At 39.3% G+C, this 26766-nt stretch carries 20 protein-coding genes, 2 tRNA genes and 1 pseudogene; 10 read left to right on the plus strand and 13 right to left on the minus strand.

Going from position 1 to position 26766, the window contains the following annotated elements; all coding sequences use genetic code 11:
• The first annotated feature begins 10 nt into the window (after positions 1-10).
• From NXS07_RS10375 to NXS07_RS10400, 6 genes and pseudogenes are all read left to right on the plus strand, one after another.
• On the plus strand, positions 11-574 hold the full coding sequence (locus NXS07_RS10375) for an MSMEG_0567/Sll0786 family nitrogen starvation N-acetyltransferase (protein WP_038181201.1): 564 nt from the start codon (positions 11-13) through the stop codon (positions 572-574).
• A complete protein-coding gene (locus NXS07_RS10380; protein WP_258086703.1) occupies positions 571-1569 on the plus strand; it encodes a sll0787 family AIR synthase-like protein in 999 nt (332 codons plus the stop codon). The genes NXS07_RS10375 and NXS07_RS10380 overlap by 4 nt, the downstream gene beginning before the upstream one ends.
• Before the next feature lie 87 nt (positions 1570-1656).
• Complete coding sequence (locus NXS07_RS10385; protein ID WP_038214773.1) at positions 1657-1947, plus strand: MSMEG_0570 family nitrogen starvation response protein; 291 nt, start codon at positions 1657-1659, stop codon at positions 1945-1947.
• 12 nt (positions 1948-1959) lie between these two features.
• Positions 1960-3261 carry an MSMEG_0569 family flavin-dependent oxidoreductase gene (locus NXS07_RS10390; protein ID WP_038224466.1) on the plus strand — a complete coding sequence of 434 codons (1302 nt, stop codon included), beginning with the start codon at positions 1960-1962 and terminating at the stop codon, positions 3259-3261.
• A gap of 838 nt (positions 3262-4099) precedes the next feature.
• Positions 4100-4693, plus strand: a complete 594-nt coding sequence (locus NXS07_RS10395; RefSeq protein WP_038195336.1) for a lytic polysaccharide monooxygenase — start codon at positions 4100-4102, stop codon at positions 4691-4693.
• Between the two features lie 138 nt (positions 4694-4831).
• A pseudogene (locus tag NXS07_RS10400) lies at positions 4832-5227 on the plus strand (VOC family protein).
• Positions 5228-5441: 214 nt separating this feature from the next.
• On the opposite strand, the gene NXS07_RS10405 reads toward NXS07_RS10400, so the two are convergent.
• The 9 genes from NXS07_RS10405 to ubiG all read right to left on the minus strand — a co-directional run bounded on the left by NXS07_RS10405 (position 5442) and on the right by ubiG (position 15164).
• Entirely contained in the window at positions 5442-5876 is a 435-nt protein-coding gene (locus NXS07_RS10405; RefSeq protein WP_038224468.1) for a lysozyme, read from the minus strand.
• Between the two features lie 929 nt (positions 5877-6805).
• Positions 6806-7321: an Ail/Lom family outer membrane beta-barrel protein gene (locus NXS07_RS10410; RefSeq protein ID WP_308686603.1), complete on the minus strand. Its 516-nt coding sequence runs from the start codon at positions 7319-7321 to the stop codon at positions 6806-6808.
• Between the two features lie 556 nt (positions 7322-7877).
• On the minus strand, positions 7878-8282 hold the full coding sequence (locus NXS07_RS10415; protein WP_051870510.1) for a hypothetical protein: 405 nt from the start codon (positions 8280-8282) through the stop codon (positions 7878-7880).
• Positions 8283-8285: 3 nt separating this feature from the next.
• Positions 8286-8561, minus strand: coding sequence for a hypothetical protein (locus NXS07_RS10420; RefSeq protein WP_051863096.1), 276 nt, complete (start codon positions 8559-8561; stop codon positions 8286-8288).
• A gap of 370 nt (positions 8562-8931) precedes the next feature.
• Positions 8932-9384 (minus strand): hypothetical protein, encoded by a 453-nt coding sequence (locus tag NXS07_RS10425; RefSeq protein WP_038209391.1) that lies wholly within the window; start codon positions 9382-9384, stop codon positions 8932-8934.
• 976 nt (positions 9385-10360) lie between these two features.
• Complete coding sequence (gene yfaE, locus NXS07_RS10430; RefSeq protein ID WP_038209393.1) at positions 10361-10627, minus strand: class I ribonucleotide reductase maintenance protein YfaE; 267 nt, start codon at positions 10625-10627, stop codon at positions 10361-10363.
• Position 10628: 1 nt separating this feature from the next.
• Positions 10629-11759 carry a class Ia ribonucleoside-diphosphate reductase subunit beta gene (gene nrdB, locus NXS07_RS10435; protein ID WP_038195346.1) on the minus strand — a complete coding sequence of 377 codons (1131 nt, stop codon included), beginning with the start codon at positions 11757-11759 and terminating at the stop codon, positions 10629-10631.
• A 12-nt stretch (positions 11760-11771) separates the two neighbouring features.
• Positions 11772-14063 (minus strand): class 1a ribonucleoside-diphosphate reductase subunit alpha, encoded by a 2292-nt coding sequence (nrdA, locus tag NXS07_RS10440; protein WP_038224470.1) that lies wholly within the window; start codon positions 14061-14063, stop codon positions 11772-11774.
• Positions 14064-14429: 366 nt separating this feature from the next.
• A complete protein-coding gene (gene ubiG / locus NXS07_RS10445; protein WP_258086707.1) occupies positions 14430-15164 on the minus strand; it encodes a bifunctional 2-polyprenyl-6-hydroxyphenol methylase/3-demethylubiquinol 3-O-methyltransferase UbiG in 735 nt (244 codons plus the stop codon).
• Between the two features lie 193 nt (positions 15165-15357).
• Here ubiG and gyrA point away from each other — a divergent pair, with 193 nt between their 5' ends.
• Together gyrA and rcsC are read left to right on the plus strand one after the other, a co-directional pair.
• Entirely contained in the window at positions 15358-18000 is a 2643-nt protein-coding gene (gene gyrA, locus NXS07_RS10450; protein WP_038209399.1) for a DNA topoisomerase (ATP-hydrolyzing) subunit A, read from the plus strand.
• A 182-nt stretch (positions 18001-18182) separates the two neighbouring features.
• Complete coding sequence (gene rcsC, locus NXS07_RS10455) at positions 18183-21011, plus strand: two-component system sensor histidine kinase RcsC (protein WP_071827805.1); 2829 nt, start codon at positions 18183-18185, stop codon at positions 21009-21011.
• Between the two features lie 84 nt (positions 21012-21095).
• Here rcsC and rcsB read toward each other — a convergent pair whose 3' ends face one another.
• Both rcsB and rcsD read right to left on the minus strand, forming a co-directional pair.
• Positions 21096-21746, minus strand: a complete 651-nt coding sequence (gene rcsB / locus NXS07_RS10460; RefSeq protein WP_012987314.1) for a response regulator transcription factor RcsB — start codon at positions 21744-21746, stop codon at positions 21096-21098.
• Position 21747: 1 nt separating this feature from the next.
• The gene (rcsD, locus tag NXS07_RS10465) at positions 21748-24450 is read right to left on the minus strand and encodes a phosphotransferase RcsD (RefSeq protein ID WP_258086704.1); all 2703 of its coding nucleotides are present in this window, start codon (positions 24448-24450) and stop codon (positions 21748-21750) included.
• Between the two features lie 213 nt (positions 24451-24663).
• Here rcsD and NXS07_RS10470 point away from each other — a divergent pair.
• Together NXS07_RS10470 and NXS07_RS10475 are read left to right on the plus strand one after the other, a co-directional pair.
• Positions 24664-24751 (plus strand) — tRNA-Ser (locus NXS07_RS10470).
• Between the two features lie 6 nt (positions 24752-24757).
• Positions 24758-24833 (plus strand) — tRNA-Arg (locus tag NXS07_RS10475).
• Between the two features lie 14 nt (positions 24834-24847).
• Here the strand turns inward: NXS07_RS10475 and NXS07_RS10480 are convergent.
• Together NXS07_RS10480 and NXS07_RS10485 are read right to left on the minus strand one after the other, a co-directional pair.
• Positions 24848-25999: a tyrosine-type recombinase/integrase gene (locus tag NXS07_RS10480; protein ID WP_258086705.1), complete on the minus strand. Its 1152-nt coding sequence runs from the start codon at positions 25997-25999 to the stop codon at positions 24848-24850.
• Positions 26000-26233: 234 nt separating this feature from the next.
• Positions 26234-26461 carry a DUF4060 family protein gene (locus NXS07_RS10485; protein WP_258086706.1) on the minus strand — a complete coding sequence of 76 codons (228 nt, stop codon included), beginning with the start codon at positions 26459-26461 and terminating at the stop codon, positions 26234-26236.
• Between the last annotated feature and the right edge of the window lie 305 nt (positions 26462-26766).

Consider the following 26766-nt stretch of genomic DNA (forward strand, 5'->3'; position numbering starts at 1 on the left):
AGAATATGGTATGGAACTTTCTCGTTATTCTTGGCTGCTTGGGCTAAATGAAGAGCTGAAACAATTTATTAGCGATGACATTGCCATCAAAATGGTGTCGGAAGATTGGGAACGCCGCCAATATTATCGTTTGCGTGAAGTGACCTTTCGTGATGAACAGAAAATCTTGAAAGAAGATCGTGACGAGTACGATGTTAAAGCATTAGGTATTGTTGCCATTGGAAAAATGGCTGGTGAGCATGACCGTGTGATTGGCGCAGTCCGGATTTTCCCCGATGGCGAACAGACGTGGTATGGCGGGCGTTTATGTGTAGAACCTCTATACCGACGTCACCATACCATTGGTAAAGCGTTAATCAATGCAGCGGTATCGACCGCCAAAAACTTGGGATGCCGTACTTTTTTAGCCACCGTGCAAAGTCAAAATGAACACTACTTCCAAAGATTGTGTTGGGATAGTTTGTGTCAGTTGACCGTTGCCAACATTCCACATGTGTTAATGCAGGCACAGATTGAAAACTATCCATTGCAGTATATCCCGATGCAAACCTATATGCAGAAGGAGACGCAATGATGGAACTCAATCAATTACTCGAAATATTGAGACACACACCCGCCATGCAGTCCAAGCAGGCGATTGCATCCAGTATTTCAGCCAATACAACCTGCCATGTTGATTCATTGGATAGCTTATATGCTTACCCTGGGGATGATGCGGCAGCACTGCCATTGAATGGTCAGTATGTATTGCACGCCTGTGAAGGTATGTTGCCAAATTTTGTGGCCAATCATCCTTATTTTGCAGGATGGTCGGCAGTCATGGCGAATATTAGTGATATTGCAGCCATGGGCGGTCGGGCGTTGTCAGTGGTGAACAGTCTTTGGCATACCAACAGCAAACAGGCACAGTTGTTAATGCAAGGCATGCAGGATGCTTGTCGTGCTTATGGTGTGCCATTGGTCGGTGGGCATACCAATCTTGGTACAGTTTATCAGCCCGCCTTATCGGTTGCGATTCAAGGCACGGCGCGAAAATTGCTTTCAGTGCTGCATGTCAAACCACAACAAAAAATCCTGATGGCTTTAAATCTGCAAGGACAATTCCACCCCAATACCACTTATTGGAAATGCTTTGAGCATGTATCTGACTGCGTTTTACAGTCACAAATTGCCTTGTTGCCGCAATTGGCGGAAGCAGCTTTGGTTCATGCAGCCCGTGATATCAGCAATGCCGGCATTTTAGGCAGTTTGTTGATGTTGCTCGAAGCTACAGCCTCGGGGGCTCATATCAACCTGGATGCCATGCCTAAACCTGATGATGTGGACTGGTCTAAATGGCTGCAAATTTTTCCCAGCTTTGGTTTTTTACTGACTGCCAATGTCGATAAATGTGAAGAAATTATCAAACTGTTTCACAGTCAGGACATTGCCTGCACAGTGATTGCTGAAACCAATGTCAGTGGTGTGGTTACAGTGCAGCAACAACAGCAACACGGCATATTTTGGGATTTTAACAACCAAGTATTTACCGGTTTTTGTTATGCCAATGTCTTGAAAACATTTAATTGAAAGCATTTGATTAAAAAAATCAGTTTAAAAAAATTATAGGTTCAACCCGTTATAGATTGAGCCTGAAAGCCAGTAGGAGCCTATGTTATGCCCAGTGTGAATTTTACTGTGAAGTGGTCCAATGGAGAACAAACTCAATATTACTCACCCTCAACCGTGATTTATGAATATTTGTCCATTGGCCAGTGTTACCCGAGTACGCAGTTTTTGCATCAGGTTGAAGATGGTCTGTATGCCGCATCAGAAAGAGTACGGGCATGTTATGGCTTTGGCTGTAGTTCAGCTATGGACAATCTGGCAATGATTCAACACCAAGCCAAACTGTTCGAACTCAGTCCGGAAGATCAAATTACAGTTATTGAAATGACGCATAAATGAGAGGGATGTTCTATGTTAAATATCCAAAATCAAATATTACAGCCAAATTATGATGTGGTGATTGTTGGTGGTGGTCAGGCAGGTTTATGCATCAGTCACTATTTGCAAAAAGCAGGTATTGATCATGTGGTGTTGGAAAAAGAATCTGAGTTGACCCATAGCTGGCGCCGTAAACGTTGGGATAATTTTACCTTGGTGACACCGAACTGGCAGTGCCTGTTGCCTGAACATCCTTATCAAAGGCAAGATCCCGACGGATTTATGAAAAAGCACGAAATCGTGGAATATCTTGATGAATTTATTGAAAAACTCAATCCACCTGCCATTTTAAACATTCAGGTAGAACATGTGGAAAAAGAGGCAGCATATAAGTTTGTCATTAAAACTAATTACGGCACAACCACAGCCAAACAGCTTGTAGTCGCAGCAGGCGGGTATCACACCCCGATTTATCCAAAATTAAGCGATGTTTTGCCTGAGAATATAAAAGTAATGCATTCGGAAGAATATTTGAATGCAGATCAACTGCCTGAAGGTGCGGTGTTGGTGGTCGGGTCAGGACAGTCTGGAGCACAAATTGCCGAAGACTTACATCTGGCAAGCAAAAAAGTCTATTTATCGACAGGTGATGCCCCACGTTGTTCCCGGTTCTATCGCGGCAAAGATGTGGTGAAGTGGCTGTTTGATATGGGCCATTACAAAACGACTGCGAAAGATCATCGCTATAGTGAAGAAATACGTAACAGTACCAACCACTATGTTACAGGCCGTGACGGCGGACATGATATTGATCTGCGTAAATTTGCTTTAGAAGGTATGCAGTTGCTTGGCCGTTTTGATGACTATAAAGAGGGTCAACTCTGGTTCAGGCCAGATTTATCAGAAAATCTGGATAGTGCCGATGCTACTTATAATCGGATTAATGCCTCTATTGATGAATATTTAGCTAAAAACAACATTGAGACTGATGAGCCTGTATCGGTATATCAGCCTGTTTGGCAGCCAGAACAGGAAATCACACACATTAATTTAGCAAAAGCAAATATTACTTCCGTGATTTGGTGTATAGGTTTTAGGCCGGATTATTCATGGATTGATTTAGATATTTTTCAAGCCAATGGTTATCCAAAACATGATCGGGGTATTACCATTGATCCGGATGTCACGTTTATTGGTTTGCCGTGGTTACATACATGGGGCTCTGGGCGGTTTCTGGGGATCGATCAGGATGCTGCCTATGTGGTACGGCATATTGAGCAAAAAATAAGTCAGCAAAATAGTCATAACAAGCAGATTGCGGAAATGGCCGAGTGACCATTGCAGAGGCTCCTAGCCCCAACGTACTGTTTCATGCCACTTAGGCGCTGGTTCCGGGCAAAAATAAGCGGTTACAAGACAGAATGCCTGTAACCGCATCAACTCGTACTTTCTTTGTTAATGCGATAGAACCCCCACCAATACGAGAGCATACTCAGAACCTATCCCATTAAGCTATTTTATTTGCCATTTTGAACCTGTGCGTTGTTCAAACTGACATCAACAATAAATATCTACTGGGATACGCTCTTCAGGGCGGGATTTTACTTTGCTTAAAAATTAATCTTTAGGAGCTTGTACGTAAAATATGATGTGATTTCTTGGATAAGATGGTGAAAATTTTACGTAGAGATACGTTTTTTGGCTATAAAAGAATCGATCTTAAAGTGGAATCCCGCCCTGATACGCTCTTGGCTTTAAGATTTGTTTAATGTCTGTTTATTGAATATTCCGCCATTTAAGTCTATTTTATTTGTGTGTACTTAAATATCTTATTTTTGTACACCCTCATTTGCTTCTCATTTCGCTCTTATCCTCCCTATTGCAGGGAGGTTTTTTTATATTTTAATTACCCTATAAAAAATAGGATTCCTCCTATCTAACAATCTGTTCCAAAGCTATCAGAAACGAACTTTTTGAATAGATTAATTAATATATTTTTCTGGCATACCTCTATCATAAATTAAGTATTTATAACTTACTAAGTTTGTTATAAACATTTATATGCTCCACAATAAGAAGTCAATTAATACTCTTATACGTCAAATTAAGATAATAACTATAGATAAATTTACTTATTTAACAGTCAAATACGGAACAACATAGGAAATTCATCATGAACATTAAAAAGTCATTACTTTTAGTGGGATTGACTACTTTTGGTGCAATCCCATTCTCTAGTACTGCTGACCCCGTATCTCGCCATGGATATGTAGATTCCCCGCCCAGTAGAGCTTTTTTATGTTATCAGCGTACCAACAAAGACTGCGGAAATATCATGTATGAACCGCAATCTGTTGAAGGGCCTAAAGGTTTCCCGGAATCAGGGCCACCTGATGGTCAAATTGCCAGCGGTGGCGTTGGCCAGTTCAGTCCTCTAAACGAACAAAGCGCTCAGCGCTGGCATCACGTCACAGTCAACAAAGGCCAAAACAACTTTAAGTGGACGCTAACCGCCAGACATAGTACTGCCTCATGGCAATTTTTTATTACTAAACCTGGTTGGGACTCCAACAAACCACTCACTCGTGCGCAATTTGATCTAAAACCGTTCTGTGAACGTGATGATCATGGGAAACTTCCGGCTCAAAATGTCTCAATTACATGTGAGGTTCCAGAACGTTCCGGGTACCATGTCATTCTCGGTGTTTGGACAATTGCAGATACTGATAATGCTTTTTATCAAGTCATTGATGCTGATATAAAATAATATTTTAGGTTTAATATTATTTCCTCAATAAAATTAAGGTGATAAAAAATATGTGCTAGTTGCTCGCTAGCACATTTATCTAATCAATTTAAAATATTAACTGATAAGATTCAGTTTTAAATCAAACCCTATAAAAAAATGAAAACAACACCTGTCCTTAGGATTGCCAGACCAACAGACAATTTGTCTATAATCAAAGATATGTATTGCAAAGGATTACAATTTACTCTATTAGGTGAATTCAGAGATCATGATAATTTTGATGGTGTTATGTTAGGGCATCCCAATCATTCTTAGCATCTCGAATTTACTCACCACCACAATACATCTGTTGGTAAAGCACCGACACAAGATAGTTTATTGGTTTTTTATATCGAAGATGAGTCTGAGTGGCAGAAACAGAGCCAATTGATGCAAGAAGCCGGTTTTTCTCTTGTCCCCTCTTATAATCCTTATTGGGATCGAACCGGAAAAACATTCGAAGATATTGATGGCTATCGTGTCGTATTACAAAATACACCACCACATATTTAATCCATATTTTTTATTCGGGCTTGATAAGCCCGAATTTATTGTTCAGATTTAAACATTATCATAATAAACCATTTTATTTACTATTCTTAGAACGGAGCTGTGTTAAAAACCCTTACTATAGCAACTGACCGCCATTCTGAAAAATTGTACTTATTAGTCGAATCCAGCAATTAATATTTTTTGCATTTCGTAATAAGGTCTTATCAACATCGTGTTATGACATAAACATTTTCTGCTCAGATGCTCTTCGAACACGCAAATCGGCTAATACACGTCCATCCGCCCTATCCCATTTCAAAAACTCCTCAGCAGCACCTTGATAATCAGCCAAATTCAACTTTTTCAGCAACGTTGAATGAATAAAATTACCTACTCCTAAATTAAAAATAAACGAGCATAAAGCATCAAACTGCCCCTGTGTTAAAGGAACCTTCACAATTCTTTGAATCTCAGCATAAATTGGTATCAGATCTTCATGCAAAAATGTTTCAGCCTGTTGCTCTGTAATTATTTGTTCTGGCTTCACTCCTTTTGTATGCCCATACCCAATTGTCCATGGTTCAGCACCTGTGGCAGGATCAGGATATGCGTGCAATCTCAAACCTTCATAACTTTTTATCTTATTAATGCCATTTTCACTGATTTCCATTAGTTATCTCCAGCTACTTGAGTTCATCGTTAAGTTAAATTTTTCAGAAAAAACACTCGTTAAATGTTGAGTAAAGTATAGCTAGCTTAGAAAAACCAGTGAGATTACTCCACTATCTGTGTGAAAACCAAAAGAAAAACAATTACAGAACAAAAGCAAACCAATATGACAACATAAAAAACACAAAAAAACACAAAAAAACAATTAAATAAATATTTTCAATGAGTTACACCTAAATGTAAAAATATTTTAAATTTTAAAAAAATATTTTAATAAATGCCTTGACTCTTTTTATTTTGAGCATAAAATCTCCTTCAGAATTTATATTTTCGTGAAGTGTGTCACAATTTATAACCCTAAAGGAAATCATCATGAAATCTGTAAAATCTTTCCTCTCAAACGTACATAACGTCGTTATCCGCCTGTCAACAACTCGCTTTATGTAAGCGTTTGTTAGTATAGAGATGGAGATAGCCGGTTCAAAAGCAAGAGCTGGCTTTTTTATAAACTATTTTTTCATGGCATTATCCAGCCCCCTCAAATTGACTGCAATTCAACCAAAACGCCAAAAAACCTCCCCATAGATATCACCGTGATAACTACACATCTAAATATAGATACATCCAGTACATAAGAAATAAATAAAGGTTGATTTAGATTATCACTCAAGTAATATTTTAATAGGATGAATAACTGATATAAAATATATCTTTAAAATTAATTTAAACATTTACCTGAAAAGCGAGGTAATCATATTAATTTAATGGATTTTCGTAATTTATAATTACAATCCAAATATATAAAAAAGCCTGAGCCCTATGATTTAAAGAGTTCAGGCTATAATAATTTTATTAAATGATATTTGAAAAATATCTCTATAAATTAAGCATCAAATAATAAATAAAATAAATAGTATAAGTTAAAATAAATCAGAAACGATATCCTATACCCAGTACCCATGTTCCAACTTTGATATCATTAAATTTTGAATATTGGTACGATGCATCAACTGCAATATTTTCAATGGGGTTGAATTGTAAACCGGCACCATAAGCAAGTGATGTCTTGCTTATGTCAAACTCACTATCACCTTGTATCTTAATTTTATTGTGGGCAGCACCAATCATTCCATATGCGCTAATATAATCATTAAAACGATATGATGGCCCAGCCAATAAGGAGTAACTATCCGACTTAAATTTGGTGACGTTTCCAGCATGATCATTTTCAAATCTATTGAGCGTATAGGTCAATGAGCCAACCACACCAAAATGGTCATCTAACTCATAACGATATTTCAAATTCAATCCATGTTGTTTTGTATTCCATTCAGTACCATCGCTCTTAAATACTTTAATACCATTGGCATTAGCACTGCTCTGAGCATACCCCAAAGAGATAGTACTTTTACCACTACTACTGGCATTAGCACCGAATACTGGCATTAGCACCGAAAGCAAAAATAGATAATCCTGTAGCAATAACAGCTGTTAATAACGTTTTTTTCATAAGTTAATATTCTCATTCTCTCAAAAAATTAAATCCCGCGAAATATACAAGAGACATATTATAAATTCAACAATAAAATAAAAACGTCAATCCACACCCAAAAAATTAAATTTTATTTTAAATTCAAATAATTATATGGTAACAGCCCTATTAAAACATTTACTGAATTGCCCACACTATCCGACTATATATAACACTATTAACCTTAACTTGTTGTTTACAAAGAAAATGTTTTATTATTACTTTCTTTGTAATTTTAAGAAATATCTTAAGATTAAAAAGTTGATAAGAAGCAGATAGGAAAGATTATTATCCATTTTGTAACACATAATTATATTCAATTTACATCATTGAAAGTATATTAATTATTAAAACAAATAAATCAAGTGAGTATCTATATTTTTAGCTTAATCTGAACAATAAGCAATTATTTATTTTTTAAGAAAATGATTAATGGCATAATATCACACCATTAATCATCACAATAAATACCTATTTTGCTAAAATACCGGCCATTATAATACGATTGACCTTACGGGAAAAATTATCGTATTTAACTCGTTCTTCAGAATCAATTTTATCATAACGAACATTAGTATCATTCATTATTAATTTAGTGTACTGCTCACGTATTTTTTCTTGTTTCTTATTATTATCAGCCTTTACATATTCATTTAATAATGCAATATAATTTTGTGCTCGTTTTTGCAATTCAGGATTTGATAAATCCACTGTTGGAATACGATAATCAAATTCATCTGTCACAGAATTATCATTACTATTTAATGAATCGTGTTCAGAATGTAGTGCCTCTCCTGATTCTTGTTCATAAAAATCAATAAACTCTTTTTTTCTAAAGCATTTACTTTTAATATTTCCTTTGCTTTTTTTTATCATAAATTACAATTTCTTCTGGAAATGGTGTTCCAATTGGATATGTACACCGAAAAACATTGTTATCAATAAATACAGCGTCACACCATCAATGACAACTTCTGTATTTTGTGGTGAAAACTTATTTTCATGGTTTTCAATAGCGTACACCATATTGTAAGTATAATATAATTCTCTGTTTGGATTGATAATTCCTCCTTGATTTTTTGAATAAACTAGGAAAGGTTGCTTCTTACCATCTGATGTTTCTAATACATGTTTTCCCGGTTTTAATTCAACCATACCAATTTCATAGCTTATTAGGAATTAGCACGTGAGGATGATTCAATCCGCTTACCCTTCTGGCTTCACCAAAGTGTGTTTAAAAGCTATCACTGTTGTCCGAGCATAGGCCAACAATGGAATAGACTATTGGAGTAGTGTAATGGTATGCATCATGTCTTCTCTTATGACACCATAAAGCACTAATCGAGTGACTTTATCATCACAGATAGGAAAGATAGGATCATTCAAAAACCAAAAATAAATTGCGCCTTACCAAATGTAAACTTTTTTAGCCCTACAAAGCTTTTCTTGCTTTGACACAATATCCTGATTCCTCTGACGGTATCAGATCAGGAAGAAGCCCCTTCGGGGCTACTCTTTGAATAATTCACAACTGCTTAACACAATTTTCAAGAGACAGGATATAAGCCCCCTTCACATTAGGAATCTTTATCTTAGAAATGAAAAATTCGTTTTGACTTGGCCTAAAATAGCCCAGACCACGCCCCTCTCCTCCATATATCAATGTGTTTTCCCCCATTTCCGTGAGTTCCTTTTTGTTTAAGATACCAAATTTTGTAATCGGGGTTAATTTAGGACTCATGAACACTTCTGGCCTTGTTTCATAAATAGTAAAACTCTCATCTCTATAGGAAACTCTGGCCGTATCAAGGTTAGTCGGGAAAAAGTACATCCCCCCATTCTTGATAGTCACATCGTTCAATTCTTTATTTATTTTGCACAAATAATCGCCATCATAGGGTGACTTGGCTTCAGCAATATTGCATATCAGCATTGCTATTACCATCACCATAACTGGGAAACACGATAGCTTACCCATTTAAAGCTCCTGATAATATTTACAATTAATAGTACCAAAAATAGATAAACCAGATCACAAAATTAATCAAATATTAAAGTTTGACAAACCGCTGTTTAGGTTGACTAAACCATTCATTAAAAACTCAGATAAAAAATTGACAATGAAATTGAAACACCCAACCCACTGAAAAACAAAAATTAACTTAAGAAAACCCATTTAAATCAGTATATGGCTGTAAAATCATCATTGTGTCTATTAATTTATATGCATTATCAAAATAGATAAAGCAACCAAATATATAAAAATGTAATTTATACCCCCCTTAAAAGTATTCTGCCCGCTCATTTTCTACAATTAAACAAAGCCATATGTGTGATTCAGTCGTCAAAATGTAAACTTCTCATGGATTCTATCTCATGCATTATCATTCGTACTGGTAGGCGTATCGCGTTTTCGAAAGAACTTGCCATTGCTTATGTAAGAATAATTTTCCATTATTTATATCACGCTATATTAACGTCTTTCTATATTTTCACCATCCATTTTATGAAAAAAATAATGTAAAGAACCTAAATTAAATTATGAAAAATAGTTTTTCTAATTTAATATCAACAATGATTTCATTTCTTCACTAAAGAATAAAGACCTCATCTCTTAGTAAAAGGAACAAAATAAAATCATCTCAACAAGTGCTGTCTTAAAATATATTAATCCCTATAGCGCTGGAAGATAGTAAAACGATGAACTTATTGTAATATAATACCCTGATGATTAAAATATAGTACATATGCTTTTATACTGAAATAATAAATCAGAGTATTTTTATAAGTATCATAGTGTGTGAATTTTTTATTTTTTTATAAAGTATTCTATTAATAATAGATTAATATTTAGGATTCTATATATTATGATTTCATAAAAAATCACTCTTTATGAAAATAATTTTTAATTAAAGAATATAAAATTGCGATAGAGACCGTCAATTAAAGGAAGATCACGGTTCGATTTCAATATCAGTGAGTGGATGGCAACTACAAGGTAAGATCTCACCCTCATTAACAAATGCCAATGGCTTGCAGGGATAGCCAACCTTTCCTTTCACCAAACGAACCCGGCAGGAACCACAATATCCCTGACGACATTGGTATTCAAGCTGTACTCTGCCTTGTTCCAAGGCTTCCAGTAGGTTACGGTGGAAACCAGAAGAATAATGGACGGATAAACCCTGCCGTGACGGCAGGGTAACTTTGTAATCAGCCATATCAGAGTTCGAAACCGCTGAGATCCTCAGCATTGACTTCCGAATCAATCTGACCGACTAAGTAAGAGCTGACTTCGACTTCCTGTGGAGCCACCTGAACATTATCAGAAACCAGCCATGCATTGATCCATGGTATTGGGTTGGAGCGAGCTTCAAATGGCAGCTTCAAACCCACTGCCTGCATGCGGATATTAGTGATATATTCGACATACTGGCACAGAATCTCTTTGTTCAGACCAATCATGGAGCCATCTTTGAACAGATAATCTGCCCACTCCTTTTCTTGTTCAGCCGCCAGCACAAACAGATCGTAACACTGCTGTTCACACTCTCTGGCAATTTCTGCCATTTCAGGGTCATCCTGACCAGAGCGCAGTAAGTTCAGCATATGCTGGGTTCCCGTTAAATGCAGAGCTTCATCACGCGCAATCAGTTTGATGATTTTGGCATTCCCTTCCATCAATTCGCGTTCCGCAAAAGCGAATGAACACGCAAAACTGACGTAGAAACGAATAGCTTCCAGAGCGTTAACACTCATCAAACACAGGTAAAGCTGTTTTTTCAATGCGCGCAGGCTAACTGTAATGTTTTTACCCGCCACATTGTATGTACCTTCGCCCAGCTGATGATAGTAGTTAGTCATTTCGATCAGAACGTCGTAATACCCCGAAATATCTTTGGCACGTTTTAAGATCTGCTCGTTGGCTACAATATCGTCAAATACAACGGCAGGATCATTGACGATATTACGGATAATATGCGTATAGGAACGCGAATGAATCGTTTCTGAAAACGACCATGTTTCAACCCAAGTTTCCAATTCTGGAATGGAAATCAGCGGCAGGAATGCCACATTCGGACTACGGCCCTGAATGGAATCCAACAGCGTTTGATATTTCAGATTGCTGATAAAAATGTGTTTTTCATGATCCGGCAATGCATTGTAGTCAATGCGATCACGGGAAACATCAACTTCCTCGGGACGCCAGAAGAACGAAAGCTGTTTTTCAATCAGCTTCTCAAAAATAGGATATTTCTGCTGATCATAACGCGCTACGTTCACAGGCTGGCCGAAAAACATCGGCTCCTGTAGTTGATCATTTTTTACTTGTGAAAAAGTGGTATAGGACATAACTTCCTCAAATCAAATTTTACACGCGCCGCCGTCACAATCGGAATCAGCAGACTCAACGACTTCTTCCAGATCACCCTGAACATCTTCCGCTCCATCACGAGTGTTGTGGTAATACAGTGTTTTCACGCCATATTTGTAAGCGAGCAGTAAATCTTTCAGCAACTGATTCATCGGAACTTTGCCGTTCGGGAAACGAGCAGGATCATAGTTAGTATTGGCAGAAATCGATTGGTCGATGAATTTCTGCATGATCCCCACCAGCTGTAGATAGCCATCGGTACCAGGCATTTGCCACAGCAACTCATAAGCCCCTTTCAGACGGTTATATTCCGGTACAACCTGACGCAAGATGCCATCTTTTGATGCCTTGATACTGATATAGCCGCGTGGTGGCTCGATACCATTGGTCGCATTGGAGATCTGCGAAGACGTCTCTGACGGCATCAATGCTGACAATGTTGAGTTACGCAGGCCATGCTGCCGGATGTCATTACGCAGGGCTTCCCAATCCATATGCAGAGGTTCGCGGGTCAATGTATCCAGTGTTTTTTTGTAAGTATCAATTGGCAGGATACCCTGTGCATAAGTGGTTTCACCAAACCACGGGCAAGCACCCTTCTCTTTCGCCAGCCCATTCGAGGCTTTCAGCAGGTAATACTGAATGGCTTCAAATGTTTTGTGTGTCAGGTTATTGGCACTACTATCAGAATAACGGACACCGTTTTTCGCCAGGTAATAAGCGAAGTTAATCACACCAATGCCCAGCGTACGGCGCCCCATTGAGCCCTGTTTAGCCGCGATGATTGGGTAATCTTGATAATCCAACAAGGAGTCCAGTGCACGAACAGCCAATTCCGCTAATTCTTCCAGTTCCGTCAGATTATTAATGGCACCCAGGTTGAAAGCAGACAATGTACACAGGGCAATCTCACCATTTTCATCGTTGATATTATTCATTGGCTTGGTTGGCAGTGCAATTTCCAAACATAAGTTTGACTGACGCACAGGTGCAACCGCCGGATCAAATGGGCTGTGTGTATTACAATGGTCAACGTTCTGGATGTAAATACGGCCGGTTGAAGCACGCTCCTGCATCATCAGTGAGAACAGCTCCACTGCTTTAATGCGTTCTTTACGGATAGTGACGTCATTTTCGTACTGAGTGTACAGACGCTCAAATTCATCTTGATCCGCAAAGAAAGCATCATACAGCCCTGGAACATCAGATGGGCTGAACAGAGTAATGTCTTCCCCTTTGATCAGGCGTTCATACATCAATTTATTGAGCTGCACACCATAATCCATATGGCGCACGCGGTTACCTTCAACACCACGGTTGTTTTTCAGTACCAGCAAGCTTTCTACTTCCAAATGCCACAGCGGATAGAACAAAGTCGCTGCACCACCACGAACCCCCCCCTGCGAACAGGATTTCACGGCTGTCTGGAAGTGTTTATAGAATGGAATACAGCCCGTATGGAAAGCTTCACCATCACGGATTGGGCTACCCAAAGCACGGATGCGGCCTGCATTCACACCAATGCCCGCTCGCTGGGAAACGTATTTTACAATCGCACTGGATGTTGCATTGATAGAGTCAAGGCTGTCACCACACTCAATCAGAACGCAGGAGCTGAACTGGCGAGTTGGTGTGCGAACCCCCGCCATGATTGGCGTTGGCAGCGAAATTTTAAACGTCGAAACCGCATCGTAAAAACGACGGATGTAGCTCAGGCGCGTTTCTTTTGGATAAGTGGAAAATAGGCACGCTGCAACCAGAATGTAGAGAAATTGGGCACTTTCATAAATTTCACCGGTAACACGGTTCTGTGCCAGATATTTCCCTTCAAGCTGCTTAACGGCTGCATAGGAGAAATCCATATCACGCAAATGGTCAATAAAACTGTCCATTTGCTCGAATTCTTCTTTGGAATAGTCTTCCAGCAAATGCTTGTCGTATTTGCCTAAATTCACCATTCGTACAACATGATCATGCAGAGCAGGTGGTTCGAACTGACCGTAAGCCTTTTTGCGCAGATGGAAGATGGCCAAACGAGCCGCCAGATACTGATAATCAGGCGCATCGCCAGAAATCAAATCAGCCGCTGCCTTGATCATGGTTTCATGGATATCGGCTGTTTTGATGCCATCGTAAAATTGAATCTGAGAACGCAGTTCTACTTGTGACACTGAGACATTTTTCAGACCTTCGGCAGCCCAGGCAACGACCCTGTGGATCTTCTCCAGATCAATTTGTTCTTTATGTCCATCACGCTTGGTTACTAGCAGACTCTGGTTCATGGGGAAATACACCTTCTCTTTATCGTATCTCGCCTTTATCGCCTTTCTTGACATTGACATATTGACAGCACGATGTACCCGAAATGGCTAAAGGCCAATCGGGAATTAGTAGCAACGGAACGTCGAGAAACACAATATATAGGGGGTAATTAAAACGGTAATAACAAGATACTGTTAAATCCGCATTTTTTCAAGTGCACAAAACGGGGAAGTTTTGTGGATAACTTGAGGATTAATTTTGCCGAAAAGCCGATAACCTGCGTAGTTACTTGATGTTACTTTCACAAAACTATCGGCGAAACGGGGGAAATAAAATCTTAAAAATAATATCTATTTGCCGTTTTATTAATCCCTTAACTGTCACGTTTAAACCGATTGAGTATGAAGCATGTAGTTCACGTCTACATTGTGTCCATGTCGAAATTTGTCTGTCAGCGGGTTGTAATGTAACCCAATAATATGCTGATCTTTCAGAGGAGTCTTATCTACCCAACCAATCAGTTCAGAAGGGCGAATAAATTTTTTCGCATCATGCGTCCCTTTTGGCACCATGTTCAAAATATACTCAGCACCAATGACAGCCATTAGCCAGGCTTTACGATTACGATTAATCGTTGAGAAGAAAACATGGCCGCCCGGTTTGACCAATTTGGCACAGGCGCGAATCACGGATTCAGGATCTGGCACATGTTCGAGCATCTCCATGCACGTCACAACATCATAAGAATGCAGATGCTGTTCAGCATGGCTTTCTACCGTTTCCTGCACATAAGTGACAGAAGTATCGGATTCCAGTGCATGCAATCGGGCGACCTGCAAAGGTTCAAACCCCATGTCCAGCCCCGTCACATCCGCACCTTCACGCGCCATGCTTTCTGACAGAATCCCACCGCCACACCCAACATCCAGCACTTTTTTGCCGAAAAGACCTCCGGCACGTTGCAGGATATAGTTCAAACGCAGTGGGTTAATCCGGTGCAATGGCTTGAACTCACCTTCAAGATCCCACCAGCGGGAAGCAACGGCTTCAAATTTTTCGATTTCCTGTTGATCCACATTGGGGTGAGACGGGATGTGTGAATCGGGGATTTTGACGTTCATCAGCGATATCGCTCCTAGGAACTGCTTCATAGAAAACTGCTCCACAGAAAGTGTAACAGTATTATGGGGATGTGTGATAAGAGGGTATTATACATGCCTTAATCTTGAAATACCCGCATCTGGTTTTTATAAAACTGTCAATTTGTGGTATAATTTAAGCCTTTGAATTCGGAGTATGAGGGATAGTGGCTCCATGAGCGACATTGCCAGAGAAATCACACCGGTCAATATCGAAGAAGAGCTGAAAAGCTCATATCTGGATTATGCGATGTCCGTTATTGTTGGACGCGCACTGCCGGATGTTCGAGATGGACTGAAGCCAGTACACCGCCGCGTACTTTTTGCGATGAATGTATTGGGAAATGATTGGAATAAATCCTATAAAAAATCAGCCCGTGTTGTTGGGGATGTGATCGGTAAATATCACCCGCATGGCGACAGCGCTGTTTATGACACGATTGTACGTCTGGCACAACCCTTCTCCATGCGTTATATGCTGGTTGACGGTCAGGGGAACTTTGGGTCAGTGGACGGCGATTCTGCAGCTGCGATGCGTTATACCGAAATACGCATGGCGAAAATTGCTCATGAATTGCTGGCAGATCTGGAAAAAGAAACTGTCGATTTTGTGCCTAACTATGATGGTACAGAACAGATCCCCGTAGTGATGCCAACCCGTATCCCCAATCTTCTGGTGAATGGCTCATCAGGGATTGCAGTTGGTATGGCAACCAACATTCCTCCTCATAACTTATCTGAGGTGATTGATGGCTGTCTGGCTTATATTGATGATGAAAACATCAGTATAGAAGGCCTGATGGAATACATCCCAGGGCCTGATTTCCCGACAGCGGCCATTATCAATGGGCGCAGCGGAATTCTGGAAGCCTATCGCACCGGCCGCGGTAAAATTTATATTCGCGCCCGCGCAAAAATTGAAACTGACGAAAAAAATGGCCGCGAAACCATTATCGTCAATGAAATCCCCTATCAAATAAACAAGGCCCGGTTGATCGAAAAAATCGCCGAGCTGGTGAAAGATAAGCGCATTGAAGGAATCAGCGCACTGCGTGATGAATCCGATAAAGATGGGATGCGTATTGTTATCGAAGTGAAACGCGATGCCGTGGCTGAGGTTGTCCTGAATAACCTATATTCACTCACGCAGTTGCAGGTTTCATTCGGTATCAACATGGTTGCTCTGCATCAGGGTCAGCCTAAGCTGCTTAACCTGAAAGATATTCTTTCCGCGTTTATCAACCATCGCCGTGAAGTCGTTACCCGCCGGACTATCTTTGAACTGCGTAAAGCCCGCGATCGTGCACATATCCTTGAAGCACTGGCTATCGCACTGGTCAATATCGATTCTGCCATCGAATTGATCCGTCGGGCATCAACCCCTGCCGAAGCCAAAGCAAATCTGATTGCCCAAGCGTGGGAACTGGGTAATGTTGCAGCAATGCTGGAACAGGCTGGTGATGATGCTGCACGCCCTGAATGGCTGGAGCCGGAATATGGCATTCATGACGGCAAATATTACCTGACCGAACAGCAGGCACAGGCCATTTTGGATCTGCGCTTGCAGAAACTGACCGGTCTGGAGCATGAAAAACTGCTCGATGAATATCGTGAACTGCTGAAATTAATCGGCGAATTGCTTTTCATTCTGGAAAACCCAGAACGTTTAAGAGAAGTCATTCGTGAAGAACTACTGGCCATCAAAGATCAATATAACGATGCCCGCCGTACTGAACTCACTGAAAACTCAGCGGATATCAATATTGAAGACCTGATCAATCAGGAAGATGTTGTGGTAACGCTGTCTCATCAGGGATATGTGAAATATCAGCCATTGTCTGATTACGAAGCCCAGCGTCGTGGCGGCAAAGGCAAATCAGCAGCACGTATCAAAGAAGAAGACTTCCTTGAGCGTTTACTGGTCGCCAATACACACGATACTATCCTCTGTTTTTCAAACAAAGGTAAGATGTACTGGATGAAAGTCTACCAGTTGCCGGAAGCAAGCCGTGGCGCGCGTGGGCGTCCGATTGTCAACCTACTGCCACTGGAGCAAGAAGAACGCATTACAGCCATCTTGCCAGTACGTGAATATGAAGATGGGCTGAATATCTTCATGGCAACCGCCAGTGGAACTGTTAAGAAGACTAAACTCAGTGAATTCAGTCGTCCACGTAGTGCCGGTATTATCGCGGTAAAACTAAATGACGGTGATGAATTGATCGGTGTTGACCTGACTGATGGCAGCAACGAAGTCATGCTGTTCTCTGCGAAGGGTAAAGTCGTTCGCTTCCTCGAAGAAGATGAAGAGACTCTGGAAGACGGTACTATCCGTGTGAAAGGTGTGCGTGCAATGGGACGTACAGCGGCAGGGGTTCGTGGTATCAAACTGAGTGCAGGTGATAAAGTCGTCTCTCTGATCATCCCTCGTGGAGAAGGAGAAATTCTGACTGTCACCGAAAATGGCTACGGCAAACGTACTGCTCAGAGCGAATATCCGACTAAATCCCGTGCGACTCAAGGGGTCATTTCTATCAAGGTCAGCGAGCGCAACGGTAATGTTATCGGTGCAATTCAGGTTGAACCCACTGATCAGATTATGATGATCACCGATGCGGGAACACTAGTACGTACCCGTGTTTCTGAAGTCAGCGTTGTTGGCCGTAACACGCAGGGTGTTACTTTGATCCGTACAGCAGAAGATGAAAAGGTCGTTGGTTTGCAGCGTGTTGCTGAACCTGATGAAGATGAAGACGAAGAAAATAATATAACGTCTCCTTCTGATGAAGGGAATAGCGAGTCAGAAGATCAGGTATAACATATACCTTTCCTTGACTATTCTATAAAACTATTAATAAAGCAGGTATTTTAATGCCTGCTTTTTTTGTGCAATTTTTTTACAAAGAACTTACAAGAACCAAATGCTGCTTTGTATTCCCTGCTACACTAGTATATGCTGTGAATAGTTATTATTAATCATGTTTTTCATCAGGCGACCTTTTGAGATATCTATCTTCTTTTCAAACGTCACTAAAGATATCCCGTTACCTTTTTCGGGTGCTTGGCTTTATGCTGTGGGCATTAGGCGCCTTATTAACCAGCTTTTATCTGGTAAATATTTTTAATGAAGTCAAATCAGACATTCGTCAAGAATATAACACTAACTACGATACAATGTTCTCTTATATTCGGCATACTACCAACACCTTGCGGGATATCCAACATATGACGGAGAAACATTTATCACAAAAGAATGAAAAAGATCTAACTATTACTCTGCCGTATAATAACCCTGCTTTTTCATATACTCCTCTGAATATGAATTCAGATTGTGATCTCTTACGTAAAAGCACACATAATTATTTAGACTCATTAAATAACCTGATCTTATTTTGGAAAGATAATATTGCCGCTCCACGAGGCCTGAATCAGATCTTTCTGGTTGGTACACAAAGTATGTGTATGGTGAGCTTTTCAGTTCGCAGTACCATAACAGAACCTGAAACACTGAAGAAAATGGTCTACGAAAATTTCCGTAAACTAATCATTTTGAAAGAACAAGGAAAAGAACGGAATGTCTTTTGGGTCATGCCTAACACAAGAGCAGACAGTGGTACTTTTTATATTCTTGCGCCGATCTATACTAATGGGCAAATGACAGCAGTGATAGGTATCGAACAAGCTATCAGGTTAGATTCATTTCTACAAACAAGAAATCGACCTATTTCTATCACAATGCTAAACCACTATAATCAGCCTGAGTTATATTATCCAGTAAAGAATGATAATAAACTTCGTTACGCTGACTATAATATACAGACCCCTTATTTTGGTTATGACGAGGGTTATACCAATTTATTATTAAAACGACGCTTAGCTCCTTCTTCATTTAACGTTATTTTTTCATTGCCATTAAAAAATATCTATGATGAATTCAAGGTAACAATTATTAACAGTATCGTATTGAATATTATTTCTGCGATCCTGATTATTTTCTTTGTCTGGCTATTTGAACGTAAAATATTTGCCCCTGCTGAAGACAATGCTATTCGTCTTGAAGAGCATGAACAATTTAACCATAAAATTGTTGCCTCTGCACCAGTTGGCATCAGTATTTTACGGATTAATGATGGTGCCAATATTCTCAGTAACGAACTGGCGCATAATTACACCCGAATGCTAACATATGAAGATCAAAAACGCATCGTTGATATTATCTGCGATAAAACCAGCACCTATATCGATGTTGTCACCAGTAACAACAATCACCTGCAAATTAGCTTTGTACATTCACGTTATCGAAATGAAGAAGTAGCAATCTGTGTACTAGTAGATATCAGTACACGGGTAAAAATGGAACAATCATTACAGGAAATGGCGTCAGCCGCAGAACAGGCTAATCAGGCAAAATCCATGTTTCTGGCAACAGTCAGCCATGAATTGAGAACACCACTGTATGGCATTATTGGTAATCTGGAACTGCTGCAATCTCATACATTGCCATTAGAATCTGCACGGCTGCTATCAGCAATGGATAACGCATCATCATTGTTACTAAAAATCATCAGCGATATTCTCGATTTTTCCAAAATAGAATCTAAGCAGCTCAAAATTGATTCCAAGAAATTCTCTTGTAAAGAAATCGTATTGCATGTGATCTCAAATTATCTTCCTCTCATTGTGAAAAAAGAGTTGGGATTATACTGCTATATTGAACCGAACATTCCCGATATTATCAATAATGATCCCGTAAGGTTGCAGCAAATCATCTCCAATCTGCTGAATAATGCAATTAAATTCACAGAAACTGGCTGTGTTGTCATTACCATTTCGATAAAGCATAGTTACCTGTATATCAGTATCAAAGATACCGGGTTTGGAATCGAAGATAAATTACAAACTCAGTTGTTTGAACCATTTTTTCAAATCAACGCCAATAAACAAAACTTCTCGCAAGGTACTGGATTGGGATTAGTGATTTGTGAAAAATTGATCAATTTGATGGATGGTGATATCGAATTTGTTTCACAACAGCATATTGGTAGTATCTTTTCTATCCGCCTTCCACTGTATGGAGCAAAGTATCATACCAAAGAGTATTCCAAGAATCGTACTCAACAAAAAATCGTACTGGCTGTTCGCAATGACTATCTAGAAAAATATTTACAGAATTTTCTTACGAAGAACTATTTTCAGATTGCCTTATATGACAAAAATAAAATAGATGGCACAGAACTAGTGATCATTGACCAGCCTGATGTACTAGACATTATTGTACGTTACTACATAGAGATATCAGAAAAACATATTGGGCCGCCAAAACAAATTCGAGAACATTATTGGTTACATAACACTTATCAACTCAGCGAGCTTGACAGTGTCATCGATAAACTGCTATCAAAAAATAATCATGTCTCTCCTGCCACTATATCAACGTCAACATCAATTCAGGCAGATAGCCGGTTGAGTACCATTAAGATCTTGGTTGTTGATGATCACCCTTTAAACCGACACTTATTGATCGAACAATTAAATACAATAGGATTCAAAACAGCCGCAGCGAATGATGGTATTGATGCCATCGAGCACCTGAAAAATAATTCAACGGATATTATTCTGACAGACGTGAATATGCCAAATATGGACGGATATGAATTCACAAAATACCTGAGGGATAAAGGATATACCAGCCCCATCATTGGCATCACTGCCAACGCCCTGGCAGAAGAAAAACAACGTTGTACGGATGCTGGAATGGATCACTGTCTATCAAAACCCGTCTCATTGGCAATATTAAGGGATACATTAATAGAATACAGTGATATTTAATCTTGAATTAATTTATCTATTGGATAATAAAAAATCGGTAATTGTTGTTACCGATTTTTTATTATCCAATAGATAACATATTGATTATCTACCAATATCTTTTTCAATAGTGACAGATGATAAATAATTAAGCAGCGCAATATCGTTATCTACACCCAGTTTTAGCATAGCTGATTTTTTCTGGCTGCTAATGGTCTTAATACTACGATTAAGTTTTTTAGCAATATCAGTAACAAGAAGACCATCAGCAAATAAACGCAGTACTTCACTCTCTTTCGGAGACAAGGGTTTATCCCCATAACCATTGGCATTGACTTTTTCCAGCAATTTAGAAACGCTTTCAGGTGTAAATTTTTTACCCTTTTGCAAAGCAGAAAGTGCTCTGGGCAAATCAGTAGGTGCTCCCTGCTTTAATACAATTCCCTCAATATCAAGTTCAAGCACAGCGCTTAAAATAGCTGGATTATTGTTCATAGTGAGAACAATAATAGCCAGTGTTGGGTAATGCCGTTTAATATACTTTATCAGGGTAATACCATCACCGTATTTGTCACCTGGCATTGACAAATCCGTTATGAGAACATCCGCTTCTATGTGCGGTAAATTGTTAATGAGTGTCGTTGAATTTTCAAACTCAGCGACAACATTAATCCACTCAATTTGTTCGAGTGATTTACGGATGCCAAACAAAACAATGGGATGGTCATCGGCAATAATGACATTAAGGTTATTCATATTATTGGTTACCTTGCTGCAACAGCTTCGTGACAAAAGAATCAATACGGCTGATGCTATTTTTGATTTCTATTTCATTATTGTCTGCTATGTGTTGTTCCAACGCCTCACATGATGATTTGAGCAATTTTAAATCTAACATAGCAAACGCACCCTTAAGGCGGTGTACCGTTTGCGAAAGTGATGTCAAATCATGTCGTTCCATATCAGTATACAGTTTAGTAATATCCATCGGTACTGTCTCTATAAATAATTTCCTATAATCACTATCTGCCAACTGTGTTTGGTAATCCTTGAGAATATTGTCAACACTGTTGACAATATTGCATTCTGATTTAGGGGTTTCAAGAGCATAGCAAGATTCATCTAGACTGAAATTTTCCTCAACCAGTAACGATATTGCATTGATAACCGCATCAACAAAATTATAATTACACTGAACCAGCTTAGGTTTCATTTTCTTCAAGTCAGCCAAACCATCGACTAATAATATAGTTGGTTTTTCTACTTTGTACTGCATATCTGTAAGGATAATATCGTATTCTTCTGTAACATTCTCTTTGATTTTATCGAAGTATGACGCACCATAATTATTCAAGTAATTGTGGATTATTTTACTAATTTCAGGGTTACTGATATCAATTAAAGCCGTCACGTCCTCCAAAAGCTGAGGCGTTTCGCCATTGTTATCACTATGCTGCAAAAGAGGCAGGTTGATGACATAATGTGTACCCAAACCCAACTTACTTTTAATTTCAAAATTCCCTCCCATTTTTTTGCACAATTGATTACATAGATAAAAAGTTAGCCCAGAGTTCGTATAATACTTATCTTCTGCTGACTTGTTCAAGAAGGGATAATTCAAACTGGTTAAATCTTTTTCGCTAAGGCCTGAACCGGTATCAATGAGATCAATTTGAATGTAATTGTCATATTTACCAGAACTATTAATAGACAGTGATATTTTTCCATAACTGGTTGCCGCTATTGCGTAATTAAATAACAGCGAGATGATTTTAGTTATTGCCACACCATCACCAATGAACAAAGATTCATGATGAAGATTAAAATGGTAATAAGTTTTCAATCCCTTGGCATTTAATGTCGACAGGGAAGCTTTCAGAATATGCTCCAACCGTGAAGACAGAGAAAATATTTCAGTAGCAGACTGCCAGTCACCAGACTCTAGCTCATTGAGTAATGAAATGTTTTCAACCCATTTGGTGATATATTCCGATTTAACCAATAACTTATCCAGCAAGTTCTGCATGCTTTCATCTTGTGATCTCTGTTGCAGTTGGACAGCAATCTCATTTAAGCTCTGAATCGGTATTTTTATTTCATTATTAATATTTGATAGCATTGAGCGTCTGGCCTGAACAGTTTTATCATATTCTCGATTGGCAAGCTGGAGCCGTCTATTTATCATGACCTCCTGATCTCTATCTTGCAGCAGAAAGAGATATGTCTCTGGTAATAGATTGCTGTTATACATTTTGACTTCATAAATCGCGTCGTCAATAGATGTTTGAATGACGCCATGATGTTGTTGTGCCATCGCCTTAACTTTATTCAAATCAAGATAAGGTATCAGCTGTTCTGCGATTTTATTGCTAGTGATTAACCGATTTGATGCAAAGTCGTAGATCAACAAACCGATAGGAATATTGGAAATGATATCATTACCTAAAGAGTCCTTAATTTTCAACTCATGATCCATCGAAGCATTAGGTGTGATATATCTACGGCGGATATAGAACAAACCACTCAATGAGAACATTGAGAAAAGTAATATTGAGAGCAGGAGCCAGATATTCCTGATCAGTAAATCTATAATCAGTGCTTTCAGAGGGACTTGATAAACCAATTTATATGGCATGGCATTGAGATGCTGGGAGAACTCTAGCCAAAAACCGTTCAGTGAAACCTCAACTTTATTGGAGCCCTCGGCATCATGCGAGTTGGTCAAGTTCAAGCGAAAGTTTGCCGGTGACATATCAATCGGCAAAAGATTATTAATGGGCAGTTCAAAGGCAATAACGGTAGTTAATTGCCCAGGCAAATTGAATGCAGCTTTATAAGTATAGAAATAAATATTCTCCCCACGCAGCACATTGATGGCTGAAATGCTTTCTTTTTCATCCAGCGCTATCGATTGAGCCAACATTTCAGTTCGTTTGGCCTCAGACGTCAGGGTCAGATAACTCTCCTTAAACCTGATTTCTGGTTTTAAAATAGGATGAGTCGTTACCAAAAGTAAATTGTTATCCTTACCATTGAGATAATACATAGATTCGTATTCATTACGGGAACCCCAGAGAATTTCCAGATAGTTAGACAACCGCTGAGCTAGTTGAATACTTGAATGATTGTACTGACCAAAAATAATTGCATCGACAGTCTTATAACGGCTTTCCAGCCAATGGACATCGGGACGCAATTTAAATAATGATGTTGCCTCCTGAGAGGAGGAGGAAGAGGACGGAATATTAGATTGCTCAAAGATATGATTGGCGTGATAACGATAATTTTCGATTTGCAATCTCATCTTAACAGTTACGCTGCTAATAGCATATTTTTTCTCCGTGAGCCAACTATCAAAATAGTTATACCCGAATAAAAATAGAGACGTAAAAAGCAAAATAACAAATAGCGCGTAAAAACGGGGAATAGTGGATGGCTTGATAGATGCTTGTTTATACATTCTTTGAATAATTGCCTTTAGTGTGAATATATTTTTTGGTTGATTCTACATCAACCCGTAATCAAATAAGCCGTTGTATCATGCTAATACTAGCAGGTTAGAGAATAAAAAGACCATTGCAGATCGAAGATTGAGCAAACAGTAAAAAAAACACGATTTTTTTCCTTCAGGGACTAGACACATCAGAACGATATAGGCATAATCTCGCGCCATGGAAGGATGGCCGAGCGGTCGAAGGCAGCGGTCTTGAAAACCGCCGATGGGAAACCATCCTAGAGTTCGAATCTCTATCCTTCCGCCAAATTTCGCCGGCTTAGCTCAGTTGGTAGAGCAACTGACTTCTAAGCCGTAGGTCACCAGTTCGACTCCGGTAGCCGGCACCATATAAGACAATGAGTTACTCGGTATGTCCCACCACTGATAGATGTGAGTGGGACATATTTGAGACCTCATCGTGAAATAGAGCATCAATTTGTTGTGCGTGCTCTGTCAAATGAGAAGGTGCTAGATGCGCATATCTACGCACCATCTCAATTGATTCCCAGCCTCCCATTTCCTGTAACACTGAAAGTGGCACTCTTTTTTGAATCAACCAGCTTGCCCACGTATGCCTCAAGTCGTGAAAACGAAAATTTTCTATCCCTGCACGTTTCAAAGCCGTTCTAAATGAAGTATTGGAATCCACTCTCATTTTCCTCACTGTTGGCGTCATAGTTCCATCCGCCCTATTTTTTGCCTTGGTGTGAACAAACACATATTTATGGTGATTACCTATCTGCTGCCTCAAAATATGACAAGCTGTATCATTTAATGCTACACCTAATGCCTTCCCTGATTTGGTTTGATCTGGATGTATCCATGCAACCTTTCTTTGCATGTCTATCTGTGACCATTCCAAGTTAACGATATTTGAACGGCGCAGGCCAGTAGCCAGGGCAAAAGTAACAACAGCCTTTAAAGGCTCACTGCACTCGTCGATCAAACGCTTTGCCTCATATGGTTCAAGCCAGCGGATCCTGTTATTCTTTGGCTTTGGTACTTTGATATTTGGCGCTTTATCTAAATACTTCCAATCGCGTTCCGCCGACCGCAATAGAGATTTGATAAAAGCCAGATACGCAGCCTTTGTTGCAACAGATACTGGCGAGATTTTTTTCTTTACTTGCCTGCGCTTCTTACCAGACACATGCTTTTCCCAGTTCTCGGCTTGCTTCTGGTTGGTTAGTTTACTGACGGCATTATAAATGCTGGATTCATCTATATCTGACAAATAAACTCCTTCGAAATGATCTAGCCAAAAAATTATTTTGGTTTTGTCGTCATCGAGGGATTTTTTATTTGCCTTTTCCTCTAACCATCTTGTGCATGCCACTTCGAATGTCACTTTTGGCGTTTCTCCTAATACACTCACACGCCATAACTCTGCCTTTCTTTTATCGTGCAACTCCTGTGCTTGCTTTTTGTCCTTTGTGCCAAGCGATTCCTTAACCCTTTTACCATTGAATGAGTAACTTGCGTACCAGCACTCACCTCTACGGAAGATTGACATTTCCGATCTCCTTCTTCCGCACAAATCACACTTTCTTGTGTATTGTGCATTTTGTAGTTCAATGCGGCAATGCAATTTTCCCTTGTGAATTGCCATGGTGATTTTGGCTTTGATGGATCTTTGCGAGAACCAGACAAGCGACCTGAATCTATCCACTTTTTTAATGTCGGATACGATATATCCATAAATCCACAAGCTTTGCGGCTATCTAACGGATAGGTATCACTTTTACTTTTATATAAGGTTAGATAAGGTGCGTTTCTTATTGATGACAGTTGCGACATAAGATTTATCCTTATTGGCTATTTCGATGCGATATTTCTTTCCTTCCGATAAAATCACATAAGTTACAGTTTTCCGTGTCACACCATAATTACCAAATTTTTCTTTGTGTTTATTTAGAGCAAATAACGCCATTTCCCTTTCTTTAGGTGATGGCGTTCCGCGAATGATGAATCTCATGATCCGCTCCGGTTGGCTTTTGGTTTATTTAAATCGGTTAATAATCTTCCTGAGATACAATTTAAATCTCATCCTGATTAATTTAATCCTGCTATTTTTACTCTGAGTTAACTCGAAATGCCGTTCGCATTGTTCGCAGGAATTTTCGTAATAGTAAGCCTCTTCGAAATCGAGTTCTTTATTGCAATGGGTACACCTCATTACTTCATCTCCTTATCAATCATATCGACGTAGTATCGCAGCCACATCACAGGCAAGAATTTGCTCTTTTGATGTGGCGACATAGCGGTTTCAAATCGGGGTAG

The sequence above is a fragment of the Xenorhabdus bovienii genome, from assembly GCF_024721015.1.
Lineage (GTDB): Bacteria > Pseudomonadota > Gammaproteobacteria > Enterobacterales > Enterobacteriaceae > Xenorhabdus > Xenorhabdus bovienii.

Coding starts and splice junctions, on each gene's coding strand:
- NXS07_RS10375 (WP_038181201.1), top strand. CDS start 11: ATGGAACTTTCTCGTTATTCTTGGCTGCTTGGGCTAAATGAAGAGCTG.
- NXS07_RS10380 (WP_258086703.1), top strand. CDS start 571: ATGATGGAACTCAATCAATTACTCGAAATATTGAGACACACACCCGCC.
- NXS07_RS10385 (WP_038214773.1), top strand. CDS start 1,657: ATGCCCAGTGTGAATTTTACTGTGAAGTGGTCCAATGGAGAACAAACT.
- NXS07_RS10390 (WP_038224466.1), top strand. CDS start 1,960: ATGTTAAATATCCAAAATCAAATATTACAGCCAAATTATGATGTGGTG.
- NXS07_RS10395 (WP_038195336.1), top strand. CDS start 4,100: ATGAACATTAAAAAGTCATTACTTTTAGTGGGATTGACTACTTTTGGT.
- NXS07_RS10405 (WP_038224468.1), bottom strand. CDS start 5,876: ATGGAAATCAGTGAAAATGGCATTAATAAGATAAAAAGTTATGAAGGT.
- NXS07_RS10410 (WP_308686603.1), bottom strand. CDS start 7,321: ATGCCAGTATTCGGTGCTAATGCCAGTAGTAGTGGTAAAAGTACTATC.
- NXS07_RS10415 (WP_051870510.1), bottom strand. CDS start 8,282: ATGATAAAAAAAAGCAAAGGAAATATTAAAAGTAAATGCTTTAGAAAA.
- NXS07_RS10420 (WP_051863096.1), bottom strand. CDS start 8,561: ATGGTTGAATTAAAACCGGGAAAACATGTATTAGAAACATCAGATGGT.
- NXS07_RS10425 (WP_038209391.1), bottom strand. CDS start 9,384: ATGGGTAAGCTATCGTGTTTCCCAGTTATGGTGATGGTAATAGCAATG.
- yfaE (WP_038209393.1), bottom strand. CDS start 10,627: ATGGCTGATTACAAAGTTACCCTGCCGTCACGGCAGGGTTTATCCGTC.
- nrdB (WP_038195346.1), bottom strand. CDS start 11,759: ATGTCCTATACCACTTTTTCACAAGTAAAAAATGATCAACTACAGGAG.
- nrdA (WP_038224470.1), bottom strand. CDS start 14,063: ATGAACCAGAGTCTGCTAGTAACCAAGCGTGATGGACATAAAGAACAA.
- ubiG (WP_258086707.1), bottom strand. CDS start 15,164: ATGAACGTCAAAATCCCCGATTCACACATCCCGTCTCACCCCAATGTG.
- gyrA (WP_038209399.1), top strand. CDS start 15,358: ATGAGCGACATTGCCAGAGAAATCACACCGGTCAATATCGAAGAAGAG.
- rcsB (WP_012987314.1), bottom strand. CDS start 21,746: ATGAATAACCTTAATGTCATTATTGCCGATGACCATCCCATTGTTTTG.
- rcsD (WP_258086704.1), bottom strand. CDS start 24,450: ATGTATAAACAAGCATCTATCAAGCCATCCACTATTCCCCGTTTTTAC.
- NXS07_RS10480 (WP_258086705.1), bottom strand. CDS start 25,999: ATGTCAATCTTCCGTAGAGGTGAGTGCTGGTACGCAAGTTACTCATTC.
- NXS07_RS10485 (WP_258086706.1), bottom strand. CDS start 26,461: ATGAGATTCATCATTCGCGGAACGCCATCACCTAAAGAAAGGGAAATG.